The sequence below is a fragment of the Arthrobacter celericrescens genome, assembly GCF_003614925.1.
GTDB lineage: Bacteria > Actinomycetota > Actinomycetes > Actinomycetales > Micrococcaceae > Arthrobacter > Arthrobacter celericrescens.
The window spans coordinates 22,383-41,847 of sequence record NZ_QYLP01000019.1; the positions used below are offsets into that span (position 1 = coordinate 22,383).

Genomic DNA, 19,465 nt, shown 5'->3' on the forward strand with positions numbered 1-19,465 from the left:
TCAGCGCGGTTGGAACCCTAGTCAGTGACCCGTCAGCTGGGTGGGGTCGGTGAAATAGCAGTCGTAGCTGTCCTGGCTGCGGATCCGACCGTTCTCCACCTCGAAAATGGCGGCGGTGCGGGCGCGGATGGTGTCCCCGGCGTCCCAGTGCGGCAGGTCCAGCAGCAGGACCGCCGACCAGTTGATTTCCAGGACCACCCGATTCCCCTCGCAGGTGGTGCGCACGATCTCGAAGCGCTGGTTCTTGACCACGTCCTTGCTCTGGTCCGCTCCGGAAAGCGTGGCCCGCAGGTCCCGGATGGCACCCCGCACCGACAGCACATGCGGCCATTCCGTGAGCCTGAAATCGTCCGCGAGGAAGGGCCGCACTTCGTCGGCACCTCCCCCGCCTTCCACGGCACGGATGAAGCCCAACACACAGTCCAAGGGGGTCAGTTCAGTCACTTTTCGAGCCTAATGCACGCCAGGGACCGGACCTCGGCGGGCAGCCCGGGGCGCGTCGGCCCGTTAGGCTCAAGCCATGGACTTCCGCCTTCGATCCCTCGCCCCCGCTCCGCCGACACCCCACACCGCGCAGGACATCCGGGAGCTCGTGGAACAAGTCCTGGGCCTCGATGCACTCCCGCCGGTCGTCCAGGCGGGCCACCCGGTACTGCGCCAGCACGCCGCGCCCTACGACGGGCAGCTGGACGATGCCACGCTCAACGAACTGATCGATGTGATGCGCCGGACCATGCACGATGCGCCGGGCGTCGGTCTCGCGGCGCCCCAGATCGGCATCCCCCTGCAGCTGGCCGTCCTCGAGGACCAGTTCGACGTCGATCCCGCGGCCGCAGCCGCCCGGGAACGGGTGCCGCTGGACTTCTTCGCCATGCTCAACCCGGTGTACGCGCCGATTGGTTCCGACACGGCGTCGTTCTACGAAGGCTGCCTTTCCGTCCGGGGCTACCAGGCAGTGGTGACCCGGCACCGGCAGGTGGCACTGTACTACCTGCGCCCGGACGGCAGCGCCGCCCGGGCAGAATTCAGCGGCTGGCAGGCCCGGATCGTCCAGCATGAAACAGACCACTTGCACGGAGCCCTCTACCTGGACCGCGCGGAAACCCGTTCGCTGGCAGGCAACGAGGAGTATGCCGCCCGCTGGGCGCAGCCGGGAATCAGCCAGGCACAGGCGGAGCTGGGCTTCCCGACCGGCTAAGCCGCCGCCGTCGGGAGCTTTTCCGCCCACCACGCCAGGATCTGTTCGAAGCGCTGCTTCCTGTGGTGCGGCGTGCCGGAGCGGGAGAGCTCGTGGTCCTCGCCTGGAAAGAGCAGCAGGGCGGACTCCACGCCCTGGGCCTTGAGCGCGGCGAAGTACCGCTGACCCTGTTCCACCGGGCAGCGGAGGTCGTTCTCGCTGTGGATCACCAAGGTGGGCGTGCGGACCTTCGACACCACGGCCATCGGGCTCTGGGCCAGCATCTGCTCCAGGGTTCCGCCGGTGTACTCGCCGCCGAAGAACCAGCCGATGTCCGAGGAACCGGTGAAACTGACCGGATCGAGGAAACCGCGCTCCACGATCGCTGCCTTGAAGCGGTGCTCGTGCGCAATGGTCCATGCGGTGAGGTACCCGCCGTAAGAGCCGCCCATGATCCCGACGGCTTCGGAATCCAGCGCCGGGAACGCGGCCAGGGCGCCGTCGAGGAAGGCCAGGACGTCCGCCATGTCCACGGTCCCCATCGCCTCCCTGATGGCGGAGCCGTGCTCCTGGCCGTACCCTGCCGAGCCGCGCGGGTTGCACATCAGCACTGCGTAACCGGCCTCCGCGTAGACCTGCGCTTCGTCGAAGAACGTGCCGCTGTACTGGGCGAACGGACCACCGTGGATGTTCAGCAGGACCGGGTGCGGGCCGGGACCGTCCGGCAGGACCAGCCATCCGTGAACTGGATAGCCGTCCGCGCCGTCGGCAATGAACCCGTGCGGTTCACGCACGGTGCTTTCGTTCCGGAGCCGTGCCGAGAAGTCGCTGAGCAGGCGTAGTTCGCCGCGTTCCAGCACGCCGAGATCACCGTGGCTTGAGGCGTCGGCGAAGGAAACAGCCACCACATCCGCGGCCGCGGCGGCGCCAAGCACCACCCGCTCGCCGTGCAGCAGCACCTCGCTGCCGCCGTCGGCCGCCCACTTCAGCAGTTCCACGCTGCCGCGGTGCGAATTCAGGACCAGCACGGCGTCGGGCCCGTCCGGTTCCAGCGTGCCGGACAGGTCCTGCTGCTCGACGTCGCTCAGCACGCGGGCCTCGCCGCCGGCGGCGGGCATGACGTACAGGGCGGTGTTGCGGGCGACGAAGTCCAGGCCACGCGGCCCGAGTTCCTGGGCCGTGAAGAAGAGGTGGCGGCCGTCCCGGGATTCGCGGACGGCGTGGACGGACTGTGGCTCCGCACCGCTTGGCACGAGCACGGCGTCCCCGCCCGCGGCCGGCACCTTGTAGATGTACGAGGCGATGTCCGCGTCGTGCCCTTCGTGGCCGGCGGCAACGAAGTACACGCTGCGTCCGTCGCTGCTGAAGACCGCGCCGGTGTGGTCGACGTCGCCGGAGGTGATCTGCACGACGGCGGGAATCCCCTTCGCGCCCGGCACCTCCTCGTCCTTCAAATCTTTCGCCGCCCGGCCGGCCGGGGTGACGGCGGGTTCGCCGCCCAGCTCCGGAACCTCCACGACGAACAGCTGGACGGCCTTGTCCTGCGTGTACCCGACGCCGTTCATCCGGTACTGGTTGCTGCTGACGAGGCGCGCGTCCTCGCTTCCGGGCCCGACGCCGTCCACGGTGCCGTAACGGCCTTCCTCCGGGAGTCTTGATGCGAAGACGATCCGTGCCGAGTCCGGCGCCCAGGAGAACTCCGTGACGCCGAGCTTCTGTTCGGTGATGGCCTGCGGCTCGCCGCCTGCCGCTTCGACGATGTGCAGCTGCGGCTTGCCCTCCGCCGTCGCCCGGAGGAACGCGAGCACCCGGCCATCCGGCGAAAACGCCGGAGCCGTGTCACGGAAGCCGCGCGTGATCCGCCGGGGCAGCTGCGACGAGTCGAACGGGATGCTCCACAGCTGGCCCACGTAGGCGTCGGCGTCGAGATCGGGACGCGTCACCGACACGACGGCACGGCTCGCATCGGGATGCACCGTGGGGGCGGAGACGGAATTCAGCAGCGGCAACTGTTCGGCTTTCACGCTGGTGAGCCTAACGCCTCCCCGCGCACCCGCCCGCCCTGCCACTCCGTCCGCCGTAGGATTGTCCCTATGCTTTCCGACGCCGTGTCCGCCCTGTGCTGCCCGATCTGCCAGGACGGGCTGGCCCTGGAAACCGGCCCCCGCCGCGCGCTGCGCTGCCCGGTCGGCCACAGCTTCGACGCCGCCAAGCAAGGGTATTTCAACCTGCTCACCGGGAAGGGCACGGCCTTCGAAGCCGATTCCGCAGCGATGGCTGCAGCCCGCCACGGCTTCCTCTCCGCCGGGCACTACACCGCCCTCGCGGACGCCCTCGGAGACCTGGCGTTGCCGGGGCTGCTCCGCAGCGGCGCGGTCCTGTTCGATTCCGGGACCGGAACAGGCAACTACCTGCGGGCGATCCTTGACCGTGCCCCCGCCGCCTCCATCGGCCTCGACATTTCCAAGTTCGCCCTGCGGCGGGCAGCACGGCTGAACCCGGACACCCTCAATCTCGTGTGGGACGTCTGGCGTCCGCTGCCGCTCAGGACGGGAACCGTCGACGTCGTTACCGTCGTTTTCGCGCCGCGGAACCCAGGCGAGTTCGCCCGTGTGCTGCGGCCGGGCGGCCGCGCCATCGTCGTCACTCCGCGGCCGGGGCACCTCGCGGAGATCTCCGGCCTCACCGGGATGCTCCGCATCGAGGAAGGCAAGGACGAGCGCCTCGCCGAATCGATGGGTGGCCAGTTCGTCCTGGCCGGGCAGGAGTCCCTGGACATCCGGCTTCAGCTGGACGAAGCCGAGGCCGCCGATCTTGCCTTCATGGGGCCCGCCGGGCACCACCTGGACCGGCAGGAACTCCTGGATTCACTCAGGGACACGGGCCCTGTGGAGACCACTGCGAAGTTCTCCCTGACGGTTTTCACCACGCCTCCGTATCCTTCCTGACGCCGGGCCGGGCGTCGGGCTAGGATGGAAAAACAGCGGGCGACACGCCGGTGCACCATCCGTTCCTACGGCTGCGGCGCACGGTGGATCCGGAACAGGGGGAACGATGTTTGAATGGCTCGGCGAGAACTGGTGGGCGCTCTGGCTCACGGTGTTCCTCGCGTTTGCAGTGATCGAGATGCTTACCCTCGATCTCTTCTTCATCATGCTGGGTGGCGGGGCCTTGGCCGCGCTCGTGGCGCATTTCGTGGGCGCCGAGTTCTGGCTCCAGATCGTGGTGTTCTGCATCGTTTCGCTGTTGATGATCGTTTTTGTCCGCCCCGTGGCCATGAAGCACCTGCGCAAGGGTCCCGCGGACCAGCTCAGCAACGTCGACCGCCTGATCGGGCAGTCCGCCGTCGTCATGGAATCGGTCAGCGCCGCCGGAGGCCTGGTCAAGATCGGCGGTGACGTGTGGAGCGCCCGCAGCACAGGCGGCACCATCGCTGCCGGAGAAAGCGTCCGGGTCACCCGGATCGACGGTGCGACGGCGGTCGTCTCACCCGGCGCCCAGGAGTGACCGGCCGGTCCCGCACCGCAACCTAGCTGCATCAGAACATATTTTGGGGAATGAAGGAGATGTATGGATAGCTTGGGAGGGACTGCAGCCGCGATCGTGCTGATAGTCCTCATAGTCTTTGTGATCATTGTGCTGGTCCGCTCGATCAGGATCATCCCGCAGGCGCGGGCCGGCGTGGTCGAGCGGCTGGGCAAGTACCAGCGCACCCTCAACCCGGGCCTGACCATCCTGATCCCGTTCGTGGACCGGCTGCTGCCGTTGCTGGACCTGCGCGAGCAGGTGGTCTCGTTCCCGCCGCAACCTGTCATCACCGAGGACAACCTGGTGGTGTCCATCGACACCGTGGTCTACTTCCAGGTCACTGACCCGCGCGCGGCCACCTACGAGATCGCCAACTACATCCAGGCCGTGGAACAGCTCACCACCACTACCCTGCGTAACGTCGTCGGCGGCCTGAACCTGGAAGAAGCGCTGACCTCGCGCGACCAGATCAACGGCCAGCTCCGCGGCGTGCTCGACGAAGCCACGGGACGCTGGGGCATCCGCGTTTCGCGCGTGGAGCTCAAGGCGATCGATCCTCCGCACAGCATCCAGGACTCGATGGAAAAGCAGATGCGTGCCGAACGTGACCGCCGCGCCGCGATCCTCACGGCCGAAGGCACCAAGCAGTCCCAGATCCTCACCGCAGAAGGTGAACGCCAGTCCGCCATCCTGAAGGCCGAAGGTGATGCGAAAGCCGCGATCCTCCGTGCAGACGGTGAAGCCCAGGCCATCCAGAAGGTCTTCGACGCGATCCACAAGGGCAACCCGGACCAGAAGCTGCTGGCCTACCAGTACCTGCAGACGCTGCCCAAACTTGCGGAGGGCACGTCCAACAAGCTGTGGATCATTCCCAGCGAGGTCGGCGAAGCGCTCAAGGGCATCGGCGGTGCGCTGGGCGGGGCCGACAGCAACGGCGTCGCGGGCCTGTTCGGAAACAAGGCAACAGCAGGCAGTGCGGCCCCGGAATCCGGGGCCAGGCCGCAGGAACCGACCCCGTAGCTGACGTTTCGGGAGGAGGGCCGGGCACCGAGGTGTCCGGCCCTCCTCGTGTTCGGCGTATAATGGTGTATTTGTCCGAGCGGTTCAATCCGTACGGAACATTTGAGCTTGGTCAAGCGTTGCATTTAGTGGTGCACGGTGTGCAGACAGTAGTCCGGACCGCGCCGAATGGCCGGCCGACTAGCGCGGATGGAGTTCCGCGAACAGATAGAGGGAGTAAACATGAGCGATCGCAGCCTCCGCGGCATGCGCCTTGGCGCGCAGAGCATGGAAACCGAATCCGGTGTGGAGCCGGCTCCGCGCCAGCGGGTTGAATACCGCTGCGCAGATGGTGAGCAGGTCTTCGTGACGTTTTCGTCCGAGGCCGAAATCCCTCCCGTCTGGGTCTCCAAGACCGGCAAGGAAGCCCTGCTCGTGGACGGCGAACGCCCCGTCGACAACAACGAAAAGGCTGTGCGTACGCACTGGGACATGCTCCTGGAACGCCGCACCATCCCTGAGCTGGAGCAGATCCTCGAAGACCGCCTGAACATCCTGCGCGAACGCCGCGGAGAGCGCCGCTCCGCGTAACGCGAAAGCAGACAGCATAAGGCAGGGCCCGCACCGTATGGTGCGGGCCCTGCCTTATGCTTTGTGCCAGCCGGAGCCGGGCCCGGTTCTTTTGCAGGCCGGAGCGCTAGGCGCGCTTGGCCGCGGCGTTCTGCTTGCCGGTGAGCTTCGCCCAGCGGGCGGACAGGNTTTGCAGGCCGGAGCGCTAGGCGCGCTTGGCCGCGGCGTTCTGCTTGCCGGTGAGCTTCGCCCAGCGGGCGGACAGGCCCCACTTGGTCACGTTGATCATGGCCTCGACCACGATGTTGCCGCTCATCTTGGACGCGCCGAGTTCGCGTTCCACGAAGGTGATGGGGCATTCGACGATCTTCAGGCCGAGCTTGGCCACGCGCCAGGCCAGGTCCACCTGGAATCCGTAGCCGACCGACTCGACTTCGTCGAGCTTGAGGGCCTCGAGAGTGCTGCGCCGGAAGGCCCGGTAGCCGCCGGTGACATCCTTGATCTTCACGCCGAGCATGATGCGGGCGTAGGTGCTGCCCACGCGGGAAATGGCCTGGCGGTAGAGCGGCCAGTTGACGACGCTGCCGCCCGGAACCCAGCGCGAGCCCATGGCGAGGTCTGCGCCGTCCTTCACGGCCGTCAGCAGCAGGGGCAGCTGTTCGGGCTTGTGCGAGCCGTCAGCGTCCATTTCGACCAAGACGTCGTAGCCGGCGGCCATGCCCCACTTGAAGCCTGCGATGTAGGCGGCGCCCAGGCCTTCCTTGCCCTTGCGGTGCAGGACGTGGACCTGCTTGTCCTCGGCTGCGATGCTGTCGGCGAGCTGTCCCGTACCGTCCGGGCTGTTGTCGTCGACGACGAGGACGTCGGACTCGGGGACAGCTGCGCGGAGCCGGCCAAGGGTCTTGGGAAGCGATTCCAGCTCGTTGTACGTAGGGATGATCGTCAGGACACGCAAGAAGAGGCCTTTCCTTGATGGAGCGGTCGATGTGCCGGAGCAGCCGCACGGCTGGGTTCTGGCGCAACTCTCCATTATAGGACGGGCGCAGGCGCGGAAATGACAGCGGGCAGGTCCACACCTGCAGTACCAGTGCCGTCCGGGCCGATGAAGCGCCGGCTGAACTGTTTTCCGCGTCGGTGGACCTGCCCGTTAATGAGTGCTGCAGCCTCGCTCCGCGTGCCGAAAAAGGCAGCCGCCGGATCTGGATGCAGCCAAGGAGCCCGCACCGTCACCGTGACCCCCTGTTGACGATAAATGCTACGGACTACACAAAATCTGTCAAGCACCACCTGAACTGGGGATATGTGCATTTCCCCAGTTCAAGCGCCACTTCCCGGGCGGACATTTCGGAAGGGGTTCAGGCCCGCAGCGATTCGGCCGCGAAAATCTCCCGGCCTTCCCGTACAGTCTGCAGGCACACGGGGTCGCTGCCGGTGTCCAGGGCCGGCAGGAGGGGCGTGCGCGCGCGGGGATCCGTGCTCCAGGACTGGACCCGGCTGTCGGCCACCTGCACCATGAGCTCCTCGACCTCCCAGACCGCGAAGCTGGCGGGGGCGCCGGGGACCAGCTGGCCCATCAATGGGTTGCGCTGCTTCGTGGCGCGCCAGCCTGCGCGGGTGTGGCCCAGGAATGCCGCCCGGGCGGAGATCCGCTCGGAGGGGTTGCTGTGTTCAAGGCACGCCCTGACGCTGGCCCACGGCCGCAGCGGCGTCACGGGGCTGTCGCTGCCGAACGCGAGGGGCACCCCGGCCGAGTAGTAGGAAGCGAAGGGGTTCATGGCTTTGCTCCGATCGCCGAGCCGCTGCTCGTACATGCCACCCCGCGCTCCCCATTCGGCGTCGAACGCCGGCTGGGCACTGACGGTGACCGAGTCCTTGGCGAGCCGGGCGATGGCGGTGGCGTCGGCCATTTCCACGTGCTCGAAGCGGTGCCCGGCCGCCCGGATACGCTGCTCCCCCACCTCGGCCGCTGCACGGTCGAGGGCCTCCAACGCGGCGTCGAGGCCGGCGTCGCCGATCACATGGAAACCGGCCTGCACGCCCAACAGCGAGCACGCTGCGAGGTGGCGGGCAGCCTCGTCGACGGAGAGGTAAAGGTTACCGTGGTGGTCCGGAGAATCCGCGTAGGGCGTCCTGAGGGCGGCGGTCCTGGAGCCGACGGAGCCGTCGATGTTCAGGTCCCCGGCCAGCCCGAGCACCGGAACGCCGAGTTCGTCGAGGATCGACCGCGCCTCGTCCTCGGACGCAGCAAGCTGGCCCCAGTAGGGCAGGACTTCGGGCAGGGCCGTCCCGGAGGAGTTCCAGGCGACGGAGCCGCGCAGGTCATCCATGCCGCAGATGTGCGGGGCCGCCATCTCCGCCAGGGCGACGTAGCCGTTCGCCGCCGCCTCCCGGAGGGCGGCCTCCTGGTACTGCAGCCGGGCGGATTCCGGAAGCTGCCGGGCAGCAAGCCGCGCGGCGGTGTGCGCGTCCCGCAGCACATGCGCGGTGCCGTCCCAGCCGTCGATTCCAGCCAGGCCTGCCGCTGCGGCGAGCCCGTCCGAAACCAGGGCCGAGTGCACGTCGACCCGCGACAGGTAGACGTTGCGACCGCCGGCGGCCCGGCCGAGCTCGGCAGAGGTCGGGAGTGCCGGGTCCGCCCAGTGGGCCTCGTCCCAGCCGTGTCCGAGCAGCGGCGCACCGGCCTCCAGGCCCGCTGCAGCAGCCGCAACCGCGTCAAGGAGCCCGGCAGCGGACCGGACGCCGTCGAGCCTTAGTCCGGCGGCGGCGATCCCGGTTTCGGTGAGGTGGACGTGGGAGTCGACGAACCCCGGCGCCAGCAGGGCACCGCGGAGGTCGATGATCTCCATCGAGGAGTCCGCGATGGAGGTCGCCGCCTGCTCTGATCCGATCCAGGCAACCGTCCCGCCGTCCACCACCATGGCGGTCGCGAAGGGATCGGCCGCGGAATAGACCGAACCGTTGCGGTACAGCGTCACTTTGCGCTCGGGCTGGCCGGCGGGCATGCCGGAAGTGTTCATCGGGGTCTCCTAGCTGACGCGGATGCTGCGCTTACGCGACGTTCGAGTACGCCACGACGCCGCGGCGGACAAGGTCTATGGCTTCCCGGCAGATCCGGGTGAGCCGGGGCTCCAGGCCCGGGATCTTGGCAAGCTGGTCCAACAGGTCCACTACCTGCTTCGCCCAGCGGACAAAGTCGCCTGCCGCCAGGTCCGTGCCGTTCAGGACCTCCTGGAGGTGGCGGCCCTTGGCCCATTTGTACATCGGCCAGACCAGGCCCAGCTCAGGCTCGGCCGTGAGCGGGAGCTTGTTCTGCTCCTCGAGGTCCTCCAAGCGGGACCACTCCCGGACCACGATGTCCACGGACTCCTCCAGCGACACGGAAGGCATCCGGGGCCTCAGGCCGCGGTCCTCACGCTTGGCCTGATACACGAGGGCACTGGAAAACGCCGCCAGCTCGGCCGCGTCCAGGTCGGAGATCGCCCCCTGCCGGATGGACTGCGAGATGAGCAGGTCCTTCTCGCCGTAGATCCGGCGCAGGCGCTGCCCGTCGCCGCTGATGGCCAGGTGTCCGCCGCCCCGGTTTTCCAGGTAGCCGTAGGCCGAGAGGACGTCGCAGACGCGGTCGAAAGTCTTGGCGATCGTGTTGGTCCGCCCTTGGATCTGCCGTGCCAGGCCGTCGGTTTCCTGGCGGAGCTTCCACCAGCGTTCGGACCAGCGCGCGTGGTCCTCGCGTTCGCTGCAGCCGTGGCAGGGGTGTGCGCGCAGCGCCTTGCGCAGGCCCGCGATCTTGCGTTCCTGGTCGGCGACGTTGCGGCCCCGGCCGAAGTCCTCGTTCCGCGCGGCGCGCGCCGGCGGCCTGCCCTCCCGGATCGCGTCCCGAAGGGCTGATGCGAGGTCCCGGCGGGACTTGGGGACCTTGGCGTTGAAGGATTTGGGAATCCGGATCCAGGACTCGGCGCTGACCGGGCCGTCGACGTCGTAACTGCTGATCCGGCGGAGCTGGCCGTCCTCGGTGAGGATGGCAGGCCGCGGCTCGCGTGCCTGGCTGTCGGCGCTGAGGACGACGGCGTAGCCCGGGATCCGTCCGCCGCTCACCTTCAGCACGTCGCCGGGCATGAGCCGGGTGAGGGAGTCCTGGGTGAGTGACTTCCGCGCCCGGGCGTTGCTCCGGGAGGCAGCCTTCTCGGCGTCGCCGAGTTCCCGCCGCAGGGTAGCGTACTCGGTGAAGTCACCCAGGTGGCAGGTCATGGCCTTGGCGTAGCCGGCCAGGGATTCCTCCCGTGCCCGGACCTGCCGGGCCAGGCCCACTACGGAGCGGTCCGCCTGGAACTGCGCGAACGAGGACTCGAGGATTTCCCGTGCCCGGGCACGGCCGAACTGCGCGATGAGGTTGATGCTCATGTTGTAGGTGGGCCGGAAGCTTGAGTTCAGCGGGTAGGTCCGGCGGGAGGCGAGACCGGCGACGGCGGCCGGATCAGTTCCCGGCTGCCAGAGCACCACGGCATGGCCCTCGACGTCGATCCCCCGCCGTCCGGCACGGCCCGTCAGCTGGGTGTACTCACCGGCGGTGATGTTGACGTGCGCTTCCCCGTTGAACTTGTCGAGCTTTTCCAGCACCACGCAGCGGGCGGGCATGTTGACGCCGAGGGCCAGGGTCTCCGTGGCGAACACGGCCTTGACCAGCCCCTCCGCGAAGAGGGTTTCCACGACTTCCTTGAACGTGGGAAGGAGCCCGGCATGGTGGGCGGCGAGCCCGCGCAGCAGGCCGTCGCGCCAGCCCCAGAAGCCCAGCACATCAAGGTCTTCGGCGGGGATGTCGCGGCTGGCCTCGTCCACGCGGGATGCGACGATCTGCTGTTCCCGTTCGGTAGTGAGCCACAGTCCGGCTGCGGCGCATTGGGCGACGGCGGCGTCGCAGCCGGCGCGGGAGAAAATGAAGGTGATGGCCGGCAGCAGGTCCATCCGGTCGAGGCTGGCGATGACCTGGGGGCGGCTGGCCTTGCGTACGGGGCTCCGCTGCGCGTCTGCGCCGCGTTCCTCGCGCTGCCGGTCCTGGCGGCGCCTGCTGCGCCCGCCGTGTCCGAAGCGGCCGCGGAAGTTCATCTGGCTTTCGGCGCGGGCCATGGAGAGCAGTTCGGGGTTCACTTCGAAGCCGGCCCTGGGCTCGGCGTCCTGGACCTTGCGTCGCCGTTCCCCCGGCTCTTCGCCAGGTTCTTCCGTAGCCAACCCGGCCCCATCGGAGGCAGTGCTATCCGGGGAGGAGGCGATCTCGTCGAAACTGGTGTCGCCGGCGAAGAGGTCCACGATTTCCCGGCCCACCATGACGTGCTGCCACAGGGGCACGGGCCGGTGCTCGGAGACGATCACGTCGGTGTCGCCGCGGACGGTGTCCAGCCAGGCACCGAATTCCTCGGCGTTGGAGACGGTGGCGCTCAGGGAGGCCACCTGGACCTCGCTGGGCAGGTGGATGATGACCTCCTCCCAGACTGCGCCGCGGAAGCGGTCCGCCAGGTAGTGGACCTCGTCCATGACCACGTAGCCGAGGTCGTCCAGGGTGTCCGAGTCCGCGTAAAGCATGTTCCGGAGTACTTCTGTGGTCATCACCACCACCGGCGCTTCGCCGTTGATGGTGGTGTCGCCGGTGAGCAGGCCGACGTTGGCCGCCCCGTACTTGGCTGCGAGCTCCGAGAACTTCTGGTTGCTGAGGGCCTTGATCGGCGTGGTGTAGAAGGCCTTCAGCCCTCGTTCCAGGGCCAGGTAGATGGCGAACTCGCCCACGATGGTCTTGCCGGCACCAGTGGGCGCCGCAACAAGCACTCCCCTGCCTTCCTGGAGGGAACGGCAGGCCTTGCGCTGGAAATCGTCGAGCTCGAAGTCCAGTGTGCGGCTGAACGCACCCAGGTAGCTCTTGGCATCTGACGACCGCTGCGCAGCCGCCCTGTATCGCTCTGAGGGAGACGCGGCCTCAGGGTGGTTGAACATAGTTCCAGCGTAGTGGCTTGGAGGCTACAGCTTGTCCAGATCGGAGGAGGACGTTGCGATGTCTGCTGTGGCCTCGGTCTCCTCCGCAAGCTTCACCTGCCGGCGGGCTCGCCGCTTGTCGTTCAGCACGCACAGGCCGATCGCGGCGAAGAAGAGCAGGAGCATCGGGGCAGCCAGGTAGAACATGCTCATGGCGTCGGCGCCCGGCGCGGCCATGGCCGCGAACAGGCACACCAGGAAGATGGTGATCCGCCAGCTCTTGATGAGTTGCTGCCCCTTGATGATCCCGGCAAGGTTCAGGCCCACCAGGACCACCGGGATCAGGAACGCGATGCCGAATGCCAGCAACAGCCTAATCACGAAGGCGAGATAGATGTCGGCACTGATCAGGTTCGAGCCGCCCTCGGGGGTGAATTCCGTCAGCACGCGCACGGCGTTGGGAAGCACGAACCAGGCCAGCAGCACCCCGGCCACGAACAAGGGGACGGCGGCGGCCACGAACGACAGCGCCAGCCGGCGTTCCTTCTTGTGGAGCCCCGGGACGATGAACGCCCAGAGCTGGTAGATCCAGACGGGGCTGGCGATGATGACGCCCAGGAAGATCGAGACCTGGATCATCAGGTCAAAGGAGCTCGCGACGCCGTCGAAATTCAGCGCCGCGAGCCGCCCTCCGGTGTTGTTCAGGTCCTTGATCGGTTTGATGAGCGCAGCCAGCAGCGGCTGGTACACGATGAAACCCACCACGGTTCCGGCGATCACTGCAAGGGCGGCCTTGAATAGCCGGTTCTTGAGTTCCTTGAGGTGATCAAGCAGGGCCATGCGGCCTTCAGGATTGGCCTTCCGGCCTTTCACTTGCACCACTCGTCAAACGCGGTTGCTCGGCGGGAGGTCGGTGTCCCCGCCGTTCTTGCCGTTCTGCTCCGGGTGGCCGACCACTTTGCCTTCCACCGGGGGTTCTCCGCTGGCCGTCTCGGACGTTCCGTCCTTCTTCATTTCGCGGACCTCGGATTTGAAAATACGCATCGACTGGCCGATGCTGCGCGCCATGGACGGCAGCTTGGGCGCTGCAAAGAGCACCAGGGCCAAGACGACGATGATGACAATATGCCAGCCTTCAAGCCTCATGTGGGGAAGTCCTTTCGTTGGAATACATCCTACGTCTAACTGAATTCGATGTCGTGCAGGGACTGGGGTTGACCCCGTTCCGCTTTGCGCTTAACACGCCTCTGCCGACGCAACTCCTGGCGGGAGGCCTTGGCCGCGAAGTAATCATGACGCATCTGTTCCGGCGAGGCAAAAACAGCGGAACCAGGCGCCGGACGGCGCGTGCCGGCGTCGTCCTGCGGCGGTTCCGGGGCCACCGGAAGGTGCCCCAGCTTCGCACCCGCGGCCGAAAGTTCACGCAAAGTTGCCATGACCTTGCGGAACAGGCGGATGCCAAGCAGCAGGTAACAGAGCAGCGAGACCGCAATCAGCGCCACCCAGAGCAGGATCCATGACCACCAAGGCATCTTAAGAGTCTAGCCAGCCCTCAGGCGCCGTACTGCGCAAGGGCCGGCCGGATCCATTTCGCCGAGGCGTCGGCCAGCCCTGCCGGCTCGAGGATGCGGGCCGCACCGCCGTGCTGGGCGATGAACATCGGCAGCCAGTCGGCGCTTCCGAATCGGACCTCGGCGAGCAGGCCACCGTCGGGCAGCTCTGCCGTGCGCTCGGCGTAGTAGTCGTCCGCGAGGTGCGCGCCCTGTCCGCTCAGCTGCAGGACCACCACGGTGTCGTCGTCGCTTGGGGTGTAGAGCTTCACGGGCACGGACGCCTCGGCGCTGGCCGGAGTGGACACCGGCTGGCCGTTCGGCGCGAGCTCCTCGACGCGGTCCAGCCGGAAGTTCCGCACCGCAGCCTTGTTGTGGCAATACGCCTCGAAATACCAGGTGTTGTCCTGCGAATACAGGCGCAGCGGATCCACGTCACGCTCGGACACCGTGTCCCGCTGCGGCGAGAAGTAGCGCAGCGCGAGTTGCCGGCCGTCCCTGATGGCTGCCGTGACGGTTTCGAAAAACCCCGCCTCGGCCGGTTCCACCGGAGGGGCCGCGAACGAGGCCGCCACCCTCCCGGCCTCCCCCGCTGCGCCGGCGAGTTTGACCGTCACCGACTCCAGGACGCTGGTCTGCTCGGCACCCGACAGGCCGGCCTGCGCCGGAAGGCTGCCGAGCGTGGCCAGGCCGGTCAGCAGCGCGGACGCTTCCTCCTCACTGAAGCGCACCGGCCGGTTCAGTTCCAGGTGTTCGTGGATGTAGACGTGCTCGTCTTCCCAGTCGATGTCGAACAGGTCATCCGGGTACCCTTCCGGCAGGCCGGAGCAGATGAGGATCTGGAGGTCGGCGATGAGCTCCTTGCGGGTGATCCCGAAGCGGTCCGCCACCTCCTGGATGGGAAGGCCTTGGTTGTGGACCAGGAATGGAACCAGCTGCAGCATGCGGCTCAGCTGGTCCTCGGATGTCCGCTTGCGCGGACGCCCCGGGGCGGCGGGGAAATCCATCGGGACGGCGGGCCGGGTGATAGCCGCTTCCGCGGCTTCCAGGCGGCGTACGACGGCGGTGCGCAGCTCCGCGGGCTCCACCACCTTCACGCGGGGGCCGTAGGAGGCCAGCTCTTCGGCAAAAAGCTCACTGTCGCGGAACGGCACGGAGAGCACGTTACGGTCGTTATCCGCGGGCCCGCGTTCCGGAACGGGTGTGGACCGTTTGCGCAGGCCCAGGAGTCGGCCTTCCTGGACCTCGAGGACCGCGTCCTGCAGGGGCAATTCGCTCAGGCCGTCCAGCTCCTTGCGGGCATCGAAGCCCTCGGGCAGCTCGTAGCTGTCCTTCGTCTCGAGCTGCACCGCAGTGGTCATCCGGGACAGCCGGAAGAAGCGTTTCGCCCCGCGTGTCCTGTCGAATCCGACGAGGTACCACTGGCCGAAGCGGCTGCCGAGCCCCCATGGCTCCACCCGGCGTCGTTCTTCCAGTCCCGTGCTCGCCGCGCGGTACCCGAAGCTGACTGGTTGGCGGGCGTTCAGGGCGTTCACGATCGCTTCGAAGGACGGTCCGGCCGGTTTGATCCGCGGCTGGACGCCGGCGGGAAGCTCCACCTCGCCGAGGTCCCCGGACGCCTGGAGCTTCCGCAGCGCACTGGCCGCGGCTCCGCCGAGGGCGCCGCGTTCCCATAGCATCGCCGCCAGGACCAGGACGGTTCCTTCGGCCGGCGTCAGGTGGACGTCCGGGAGGCGGTTGGATTCCTTGCCGATCCGGTACCGGGTGGTGGCGGGATCGTCGGCGGTGAGGCCCGCTTCTGCGATCGTCTCGATCTCGAAACCGAAGCTGCGCAGCTCCGTCTTGTCCCGCTCGAACATACGCCCGAACGCCGCATCGTTGCCGTCGTCGTCGTGATAGACCTTCCCCCGCAGGGCGGTGCGCGAGAGGCCGTACTTCGTGTTCAGGAGCGCAAGAAGCAGGTTCAGGAGGCGTTCGGTACGTGATGCGGACACGGATGCAACGTTACTAAAGTCCCGGGGTTAACGAAGACGGCGCGTCACCAGCCGGACGTTCCCGGCGGGTGACGCGCCTACAGGTGCGTTCCTGGTGTGCGTCCCGTTTAGCGGACGGCGACCAGGTCCACGACGAAGATCAGCGCTTCGTTGGGCTTGATTGCCCCGCCGGCGCCACGGGATCCGTAGGCCAGTTCGGAGGGGATCTCGAGCCGGCGGCGGCCGCCGACGCGCATGCCGAGCAGGCCCTGGTCCCAGCCCTGGATGACCTGGCCGACGCCGACACGGAAGTCGAGCGGGGTGCCGCGGTTCCAGGAGGCGTCGAATTCTTCGCCGGTGGACCAGGCCACGCCGACGTAGTGGGTGGAGACGGTGTCGCCGGGCTTGGCCTCGGCGCCGTCGCCGACAATAAGGTCGGTGATGACGAGCTCGGCCGGGACGTCGCCTTCCGGGAAGTCGATTTCAGGCTTGGTGCGGTCGTAGTCGCGCTGTCCGAATGACATGGTTGCTCCTCAGTGTGTGCGTGGGTGGGTTTGCTGGCTGTTGGTGGCTACTCGGTGCCGAGGATGTCGACGACGAAGACGAGGTCGCCAATGGGCTTTCCGCTTTCAGGCGTGGCATCCGGGTAGGCGAGTGCTTTCGGGATGACAAGCAGTACGCGGGATCCAACGGTCTTGCCGGCCAGGCCCTGGGTCCAGCCCTTGATGACGCCGTTGAGCGGGAACGTGGCGACGCCCTTGTGCCCGAAGCTGTCCTCGAAGCTGGAGTCGAACTTCTTTCCGCCGCCCAGGGTGACGCCGACGTAGTTGACGGTCAGGGTGTCGGTGGCCTTGACGACGGCGCCCTTGCCCTTGATGAGGTCCTGGGCGATGAGGGACGCCGGGGCCTTGACTCCGGCGACCGAGATTTCCGGAACGCCGTCGTTGTTGACCTTGACGGTCGGCAGGCCGGCGGGCGGGGTGACGGTGTCGCCTTCGGGCTTGTCGAGGACCTTCGGTGCGTCCTTTACGGAGATCAGCTTGAAGACGAGAAGCTGGCTCGAGCCGGCCGCGGTGCCTCCGCTGGCGGCCTTGCCCGGTACGGCGAAGGCGATCTGCGAGCCGACCTTGGCGCCGACGACGACGTTGTAGATCAGTGAGCTGCCCTGCTTGAGCTTGTCGTTGAGTTCGATCGGCTGCGCGCCGCTTGGGTAGGTGTCCTCCAGGGTCTTGCCGGTCTTGCCGTCCACGGCCAGGTAGGACATTTCAACGATCTGGCCGGCCTTGATGCGGTCACCGCTGCCCTCGGTGACTTCCTTCACGGTGGGTTCCGCGACATCCAGCGGCTTGGGGAACTCCAGACCGGGGGCCTTCTTGTCGCCGTTGTCGGAAATCTTCAAGGAATCGAACTTGGCCACGTCGCCGGCAGATTGGCTGCTAGGTTCCGGCGCTGCGGGGTTGCCGCCTCCACAGGCGGTGAGCAGCAAAAGGCCAGGGATCAGTATTGCTAGGAGTCGGCGCACAAGTTGAACTTTCGTCGGGGCTCAAGGACACGCGCCGGGGCCGGGGCCCGGGCACGAATGAGTTGACCTGGAAAATGGCCAAGTTCCAGAGTAGCGGCAAAAGCTGGGAGTCAGCTCATTGAATCCAGCAGGGCGTCCACCCGCTCGTCGACACTGCGGAAGGGGTCCTTGCACAGGATCGTCTGGTGGGCGCGGTCGTTCAGCTTCAGGTGCACCCAGTCCACGGTGTAGTCGCGGCCCAGTTCCTGTGCCCGCCGGACGAAGTCTCCGCGCAGTTTTGCGCGGGTGCTCTGCGGCGGCATGTCGACGGCGTCCTTGATGTCCGTGTCGGCCAGCAGCCGCCGTGCCGCGCCGCGGGACTGGAGCAGGTAGAACAGCCCGCGCTGCCGGGAGATGTCGTGGTAGGTCAGGTCCAGCTGGGCGATCCGCGGGGACTCCAGGCCCAGGCCGTGCCTGGCCATGTATCCGTCCATGAGCTTCTTCTTGATGGCCCAGTCCACTTCGGTGTCGATGGCGCTGGTGTTGCCGCTTTCGATGGCGTCGAGCGTGCGCTCCCACAGATCGAGGATCAGTGGGACGTGCGGGTTGTGGGCGCCGTTGGCCTCTACGAATTCGGTGACCTTCTCGAGGTATTCGCGTTGGATCTCGAGGGCCGTCAGCTGGCGGCCGTTGGCCAGGCGGACCAGGGCTTTTCCGCTGAGGTCGTGGGAGATTTCCCGGATGCTGCGGATCGGATTCTCCATCCGCATGTCCCGCATGATGACGCCGGCTTCGATCATCCGGAGCAGCAGGTCCACGGTGCCGACCTTGAGGAGGGCGGTGGTTTCGGACATGTTGGAGTCGCCGACGATGACGTGGAGGCGGCGGAAGAATTCGGCGTCGGCGTGCGGCTCGTCCCGGGTGTTGATGATGGGCCGGGAACGGGTGGTCGCCGAGGAGACGCCCTCCCAGATGTGGTCGGCCCGCTGGGAGAACGCGAACGTGGCACCGTGCGGGGTCTTCAGGACCTTGCCGGCACCGGCGATCAGCTGACGGGTAACCAGGAACGGGATGAGGATTTCGGCGAGCCGGGAGAATTCGCCGCGCCGCGGGATGAGGTAGTTCTCGTGGCTGCCGTAGGAGTTCCCCGCGGAGTCGGTGTTGTTCTTGAACAGGTACACCGTGCCGTTGAACCCTTCCGCGGCGAGCCTGCTCTGTGCCTCGTCGACGAGGTCGTCCAGGATCAGTTCACCCGCCCGGTCGTGGGCGATCAGCTGGGCGAGGTCGTCGCATTCGGCGGTGGCATATTCGGGGTGGGAGCCGACGTCGAGGTAGAGCCGCGAGCCGTTGGTGAGGAAGACGTTGGAGGAGCGGCCCCAGCTGACCACCTTGCGGAACAGGTAGCGGGCAACCTCCTCGGGGGCGAGGGGACGCGAATCGGGGCTCGAGTAGGAGATCCCGAATTCGGTTTCGATGCCGAAGATCCTCTTGTCCATGTCAGGCCTCCCCTTCCAGCGAGCGAACGATTTCATCGGCGGACAGCCGCCTGAATGAACGGCGGGTGCCGCGGCTGCTCTCTGAACTGCGGTCGAGCACCGCCGCCTCCACCGCCGTTCCGGGCAGGGCCTCGGCTTCCTTGTCCGCGGCCAGGGCCCGGACGGCGAGCCGCAGGGCACCGGCCAGGCTGAGCTCGGCGCTCCACCCGTCCTCGAGGACAGCGGAGACCTGTTCGGCCAGGCCGCCCATGGCCACGAAGCCGTTGACGTCGGCGATCGAGCCGTCGAAGGTCAGCCGGTACAGGTGGTCGGAGGCCTGGTCCCGGCCTACCTCGGCCACGGCCAGTTCCACCTCAAAGGGTTTCTGCTCGGCGGTGAAAACCGCACCGAGGCTCTGCGCGTAGACGCTCGCAAGGCCGCGGGCGGTGACGTCTTCGCGGTCGTAGGAATAGCCACGGACGTCTGCGTAGCGCACTCCGGCTTGGCGCAGGCTCTCGAATTCGTTGTACTTGCCGACCGCTGCGAAGGCGATCTTGTCGTAGATTTCGCCGAGCTTGTGCAGGGACGGGGAGGGGTTCTCGGCCACGAGGGCGATCCCGTCGGCGCAACTGATCACGACCACCGAGCGGCCCCGGGCAATCCCCTTCCGCGCGAAATCCGCGCGGTCCTTCATCAGTTGTTCGGGCGAAACGTAGAACTGCTGGGTCATG

Annotated in this window: 18 protein-coding genes; 5 read left to right on the plus strand and 13 right to left on the minus strand. The window is 67.2% G+C overall.

Annotated features, from left to right (window positions below; all coding sequences use genetic code 11):
- Window positions 1-21: 21 nt before the first annotated feature.
- Window positions 22-444 (minus strand): nuclear transport factor 2 family protein, encoded by a 423-nt coding sequence (locus tag D3654_RS03655; protein WP_120520170.1) that lies wholly within the window; start codon window positions 442-444, stop codon window positions 22-24.
- A 76-nt stretch (window positions 445-520) separates the two neighbouring features.
- Here D3654_RS03655 and D3654_RS03660 point away from each other — a divergent pair, with 76 nt between their 5' ends.
- Window positions 521-1,198, plus strand: a complete 678-nt coding sequence (locus D3654_RS03660; protein ID WP_120520171.1) for a peptide deformylase — start codon at window positions 521-523, stop codon at window positions 1,196-1,198.
- Here the strand turns inward: D3654_RS03660 and D3654_RS03665 are convergent.
- On the minus strand, window positions 1,195-3,201 hold the full coding sequence (locus tag D3654_RS03665) for a S9 family peptidase (protein WP_120520172.1): 2,007 nt from the start codon (window positions 3,199-3,201) through the stop codon (window positions 1,195-1,197). The genes D3654_RS03660 and D3654_RS03665 overlap by 4 nt on opposite strands.
- 69 nt (window positions 3,202-3,270) lie before the next feature.
- On the opposite strand from D3654_RS03665, the gene D3654_RS03670 reads away from it, so the two are divergent.
- The 4 genes from D3654_RS03670 (at window position 3,271) to D3654_RS03685 (ending at window position 6,295) form a co-directional block, all read left to right on the plus strand.
- A complete protein-coding gene (locus D3654_RS03670) occupies window positions 3,271-4,125 on the plus strand; it encodes a putative RNA methyltransferase (RefSeq protein WP_120520173.1) in 855 nt (284 codons plus the stop codon).
- Between the two features lie 106 nt (window positions 4,126-4,231).
- Window positions 4,232-4,684 (plus strand): NfeD family protein, encoded by a 453-nt coding sequence (locus tag D3654_RS03675; RefSeq protein WP_120520174.1) that lies wholly within the window; start codon window positions 4,232-4,234, stop codon window positions 4,682-4,684.
- A gap of 63 nt (window positions 4,685-4,747) precedes the next feature.
- Window positions 4,748-5,725 carry an SPFH domain-containing protein gene (locus D3654_RS03680; RefSeq protein ID WP_120520175.1) on the plus strand — a complete coding sequence of 326 codons (978 nt, stop codon included), beginning with the start codon at window positions 4,748-4,750 and terminating at the stop codon, window positions 5,723-5,725.
- Window positions 5,726-5,947: 222 nt separating this feature from the next.
- Window positions 5,948-6,295, plus strand: coding sequence for an RNA polymerase-binding protein RbpA (locus D3654_RS03685; protein ID WP_070349449.1), 348 nt, complete (start codon window positions 5,948-5,950; stop codon window positions 6,293-6,295).
- A gap of 184 nt (window positions 6,296-6,479) precedes the next feature.
- Here the strand turns inward: D3654_RS03685 and D3654_RS03690 are convergent, their stop codons facing one another.
- From D3654_RS03690 to prcA, 11 genes are all read right to left on the minus strand, one after another.
- On the minus strand, window positions 6,480-7,229 hold the full coding sequence (locus D3654_RS03690) for a polyprenol monophosphomannose synthase (protein ID WP_120520176.1): 750 nt from the start codon (window positions 7,227-7,229) through the stop codon (window positions 6,480-6,482).
- A gap of 400 nt (window positions 7,230-7,629) precedes the next feature.
- Window positions 7,630-9,291: an amidohydrolase gene (locus D3654_RS03695; RefSeq protein WP_120520177.1), complete on the minus strand. Its 1,662-nt coding sequence runs from the start codon at window positions 9,289-9,291 to the stop codon at window positions 7,630-7,632.
- A gap of 31 nt (window positions 9,292-9,322) precedes the next feature.
- Entirely contained in the window at window positions 9,323-12,256 is a 2,934-nt protein-coding gene (locus D3654_RS03700) for a DEAD/DEAH box helicase (RefSeq protein WP_120520178.1), read from the minus strand.
- A 24-nt stretch (window positions 12,257-12,280) separates the two neighbouring features.
- A complete protein-coding gene (gene tatC / locus D3654_RS03705; RefSeq protein ID WP_205571724.1) occupies window positions 12,281-13,075 on the minus strand; it encodes a twin-arginine translocase subunit TatC in 795 nt (264 codons plus the stop codon).
- Window positions 13,076-13,120: 45 nt separating this feature from the next.
- Complete coding sequence (gene tatA / locus D3654_RS03710) at window positions 13,121-13,381, minus strand: Sec-independent protein translocase subunit TatA (RefSeq protein WP_120520180.1); 261 nt, start codon at window positions 13,379-13,381, stop codon at window positions 13,121-13,123.
- Between the two features lie 35 nt (window positions 13,382-13,416).
- On the minus strand, window positions 13,417-13,767 hold the full coding sequence (locus tag D3654_RS03715; RefSeq protein ID WP_120520181.1) for a hypothetical protein: 351 nt from the start codon (window positions 13,765-13,767) through the stop codon (window positions 13,417-13,419).
- Between the two features lie 20 nt (window positions 13,768-13,787).
- Window positions 13,788-15,779, minus strand: coding sequence for a helix-turn-helix transcriptional regulator (locus D3654_RS03720; RefSeq protein WP_120520182.1), 1,992 nt, complete (start codon window positions 15,777-15,779; stop codon window positions 13,788-13,790).
- 107 nt (window positions 15,780-15,886) lie between these two features.
- Window positions 15,887-16,282: an FKBP-type peptidyl-prolyl cis-trans isomerase gene (locus D3654_RS03725; protein ID WP_115789121.1), complete on the minus strand. Its 396-nt coding sequence runs from the start codon at window positions 16,280-16,282 to the stop codon at window positions 15,887-15,889.
- 47 nt (window positions 16,283-16,329) lie between these two features.
- Window positions 16,330-17,280: an FKBP-type peptidyl-prolyl cis-trans isomerase gene (locus D3654_RS03730; RefSeq protein ID WP_120520183.1), complete on the minus strand. Its 951-nt coding sequence runs from the start codon at window positions 17,278-17,280 to the stop codon at window positions 16,330-16,332.
- A gap of 110 nt (window positions 17,281-17,390) precedes the next feature.
- Window positions 17,391-18,755, minus strand: a complete 1,365-nt coding sequence (pafA, locus tag D3654_RS03735) for a Pup--protein ligase (protein ID WP_120520184.1) — start codon at window positions 18,753-18,755, stop codon at window positions 17,391-17,393.
- 1 nt (window position 18,756) lies between these two features.
- Window positions 18,757-19,464 (minus strand): proteasome subunit alpha, encoded by a 708-nt coding sequence (gene prcA / locus D3654_RS03740; protein WP_120520185.1) that lies wholly within the window; start codon window positions 19,462-19,464, stop codon window positions 18,757-18,759.
- Window position 19,465: the final 1 nt, after the last annotated feature.

What these genes read in the sequence shown, in the direction of transcription:
- D3654_RS03660 (WP_120520171.1), top strand. Translation starts at nt 521, where the DNA reads ATGGACTTCCGCCTTCGATCCCTCGCCCCCGCTCCGCCGACACCCCAC.
- D3654_RS03670 (WP_120520173.1), top strand. Translation starts at nt 3,271, where the DNA reads ATGCTTTCCGACGCCGTGTCCGCCCTGTGCTGCCCGATCTGCCAGGAC.
- D3654_RS03675 (WP_120520174.1), top strand. Translation starts at nt 4,232, where the DNA reads ATGTTTGAATGGCTCGGCGAGAACTGGTGGGCGCTCTGGCTCACGGTG.
- D3654_RS03680 (WP_120520175.1), top strand. Translation starts at nt 4,748, where the DNA reads ATGGATAGCTTGGGAGGGACTGCAGCCGCGATCGTGCTGATAGTCCTC.
- D3654_RS03685 (WP_070349449.1), top strand. Translation starts at nt 5,948, where the DNA reads ATGAGCGATCGCAGCCTCCGCGGCATGCGCCTTGGCGCGCAGAGCATG.
- D3654_RS03695 (WP_120520177.1), bottom strand. Translation starts at nt 9,291, where the DNA reads ATGAACACTTCCGGCATGCCCGCCGGCCAGCCCGAGCGCAAAGTGACG.
- D3654_RS03700 (WP_120520178.1), bottom strand. Translation starts at nt 12,256, where the DNA reads ATGTTCAACCACCCTGAGGCCGCGTCTCCCTCAGAGCGATACAGGGCG.
- tatC (WP_205571724.1), bottom strand. Translation starts at nt 13,075, where the DNA reads ATGGCCCTGCTTGATCACCTCAAGGAACTCAAGAACCGGCTATTCAAG.
- tatA (WP_120520180.1), bottom strand. Translation starts at nt 13,381, where the DNA reads ATGAGGCTTGAAGGCTGGCATATTGTCATCATCGTCGTCTTGGCCCTG.
- D3654_RS03715 (WP_120520181.1), bottom strand. Translation starts at nt 13,767, where the DNA reads ATGCCTTGGTGGTCATGGATCCTGCTCTGGGTGGCGCTGATTGCGGTC.
- D3654_RS03725 (WP_115789121.1), bottom strand. Translation starts at nt 16,282, where the DNA reads ATGTCATTCGGACAGCGCGACTACGACCGCACCAAGCCTGAAATCGAC.
- pafA (WP_120520184.1), bottom strand. Translation starts at nt 18,755, where the DNA reads ATGGACAAGAGGATCTTCGGCATCGAAACCGAATTCGGGATCTCCTAC.
- prcA (WP_120520185.1), bottom strand. Translation starts at nt 19,464, where the DNA reads ATGACCCAGCAGTTCTACGTTTCGCCCGAACAACTGATGAAGGACCGC.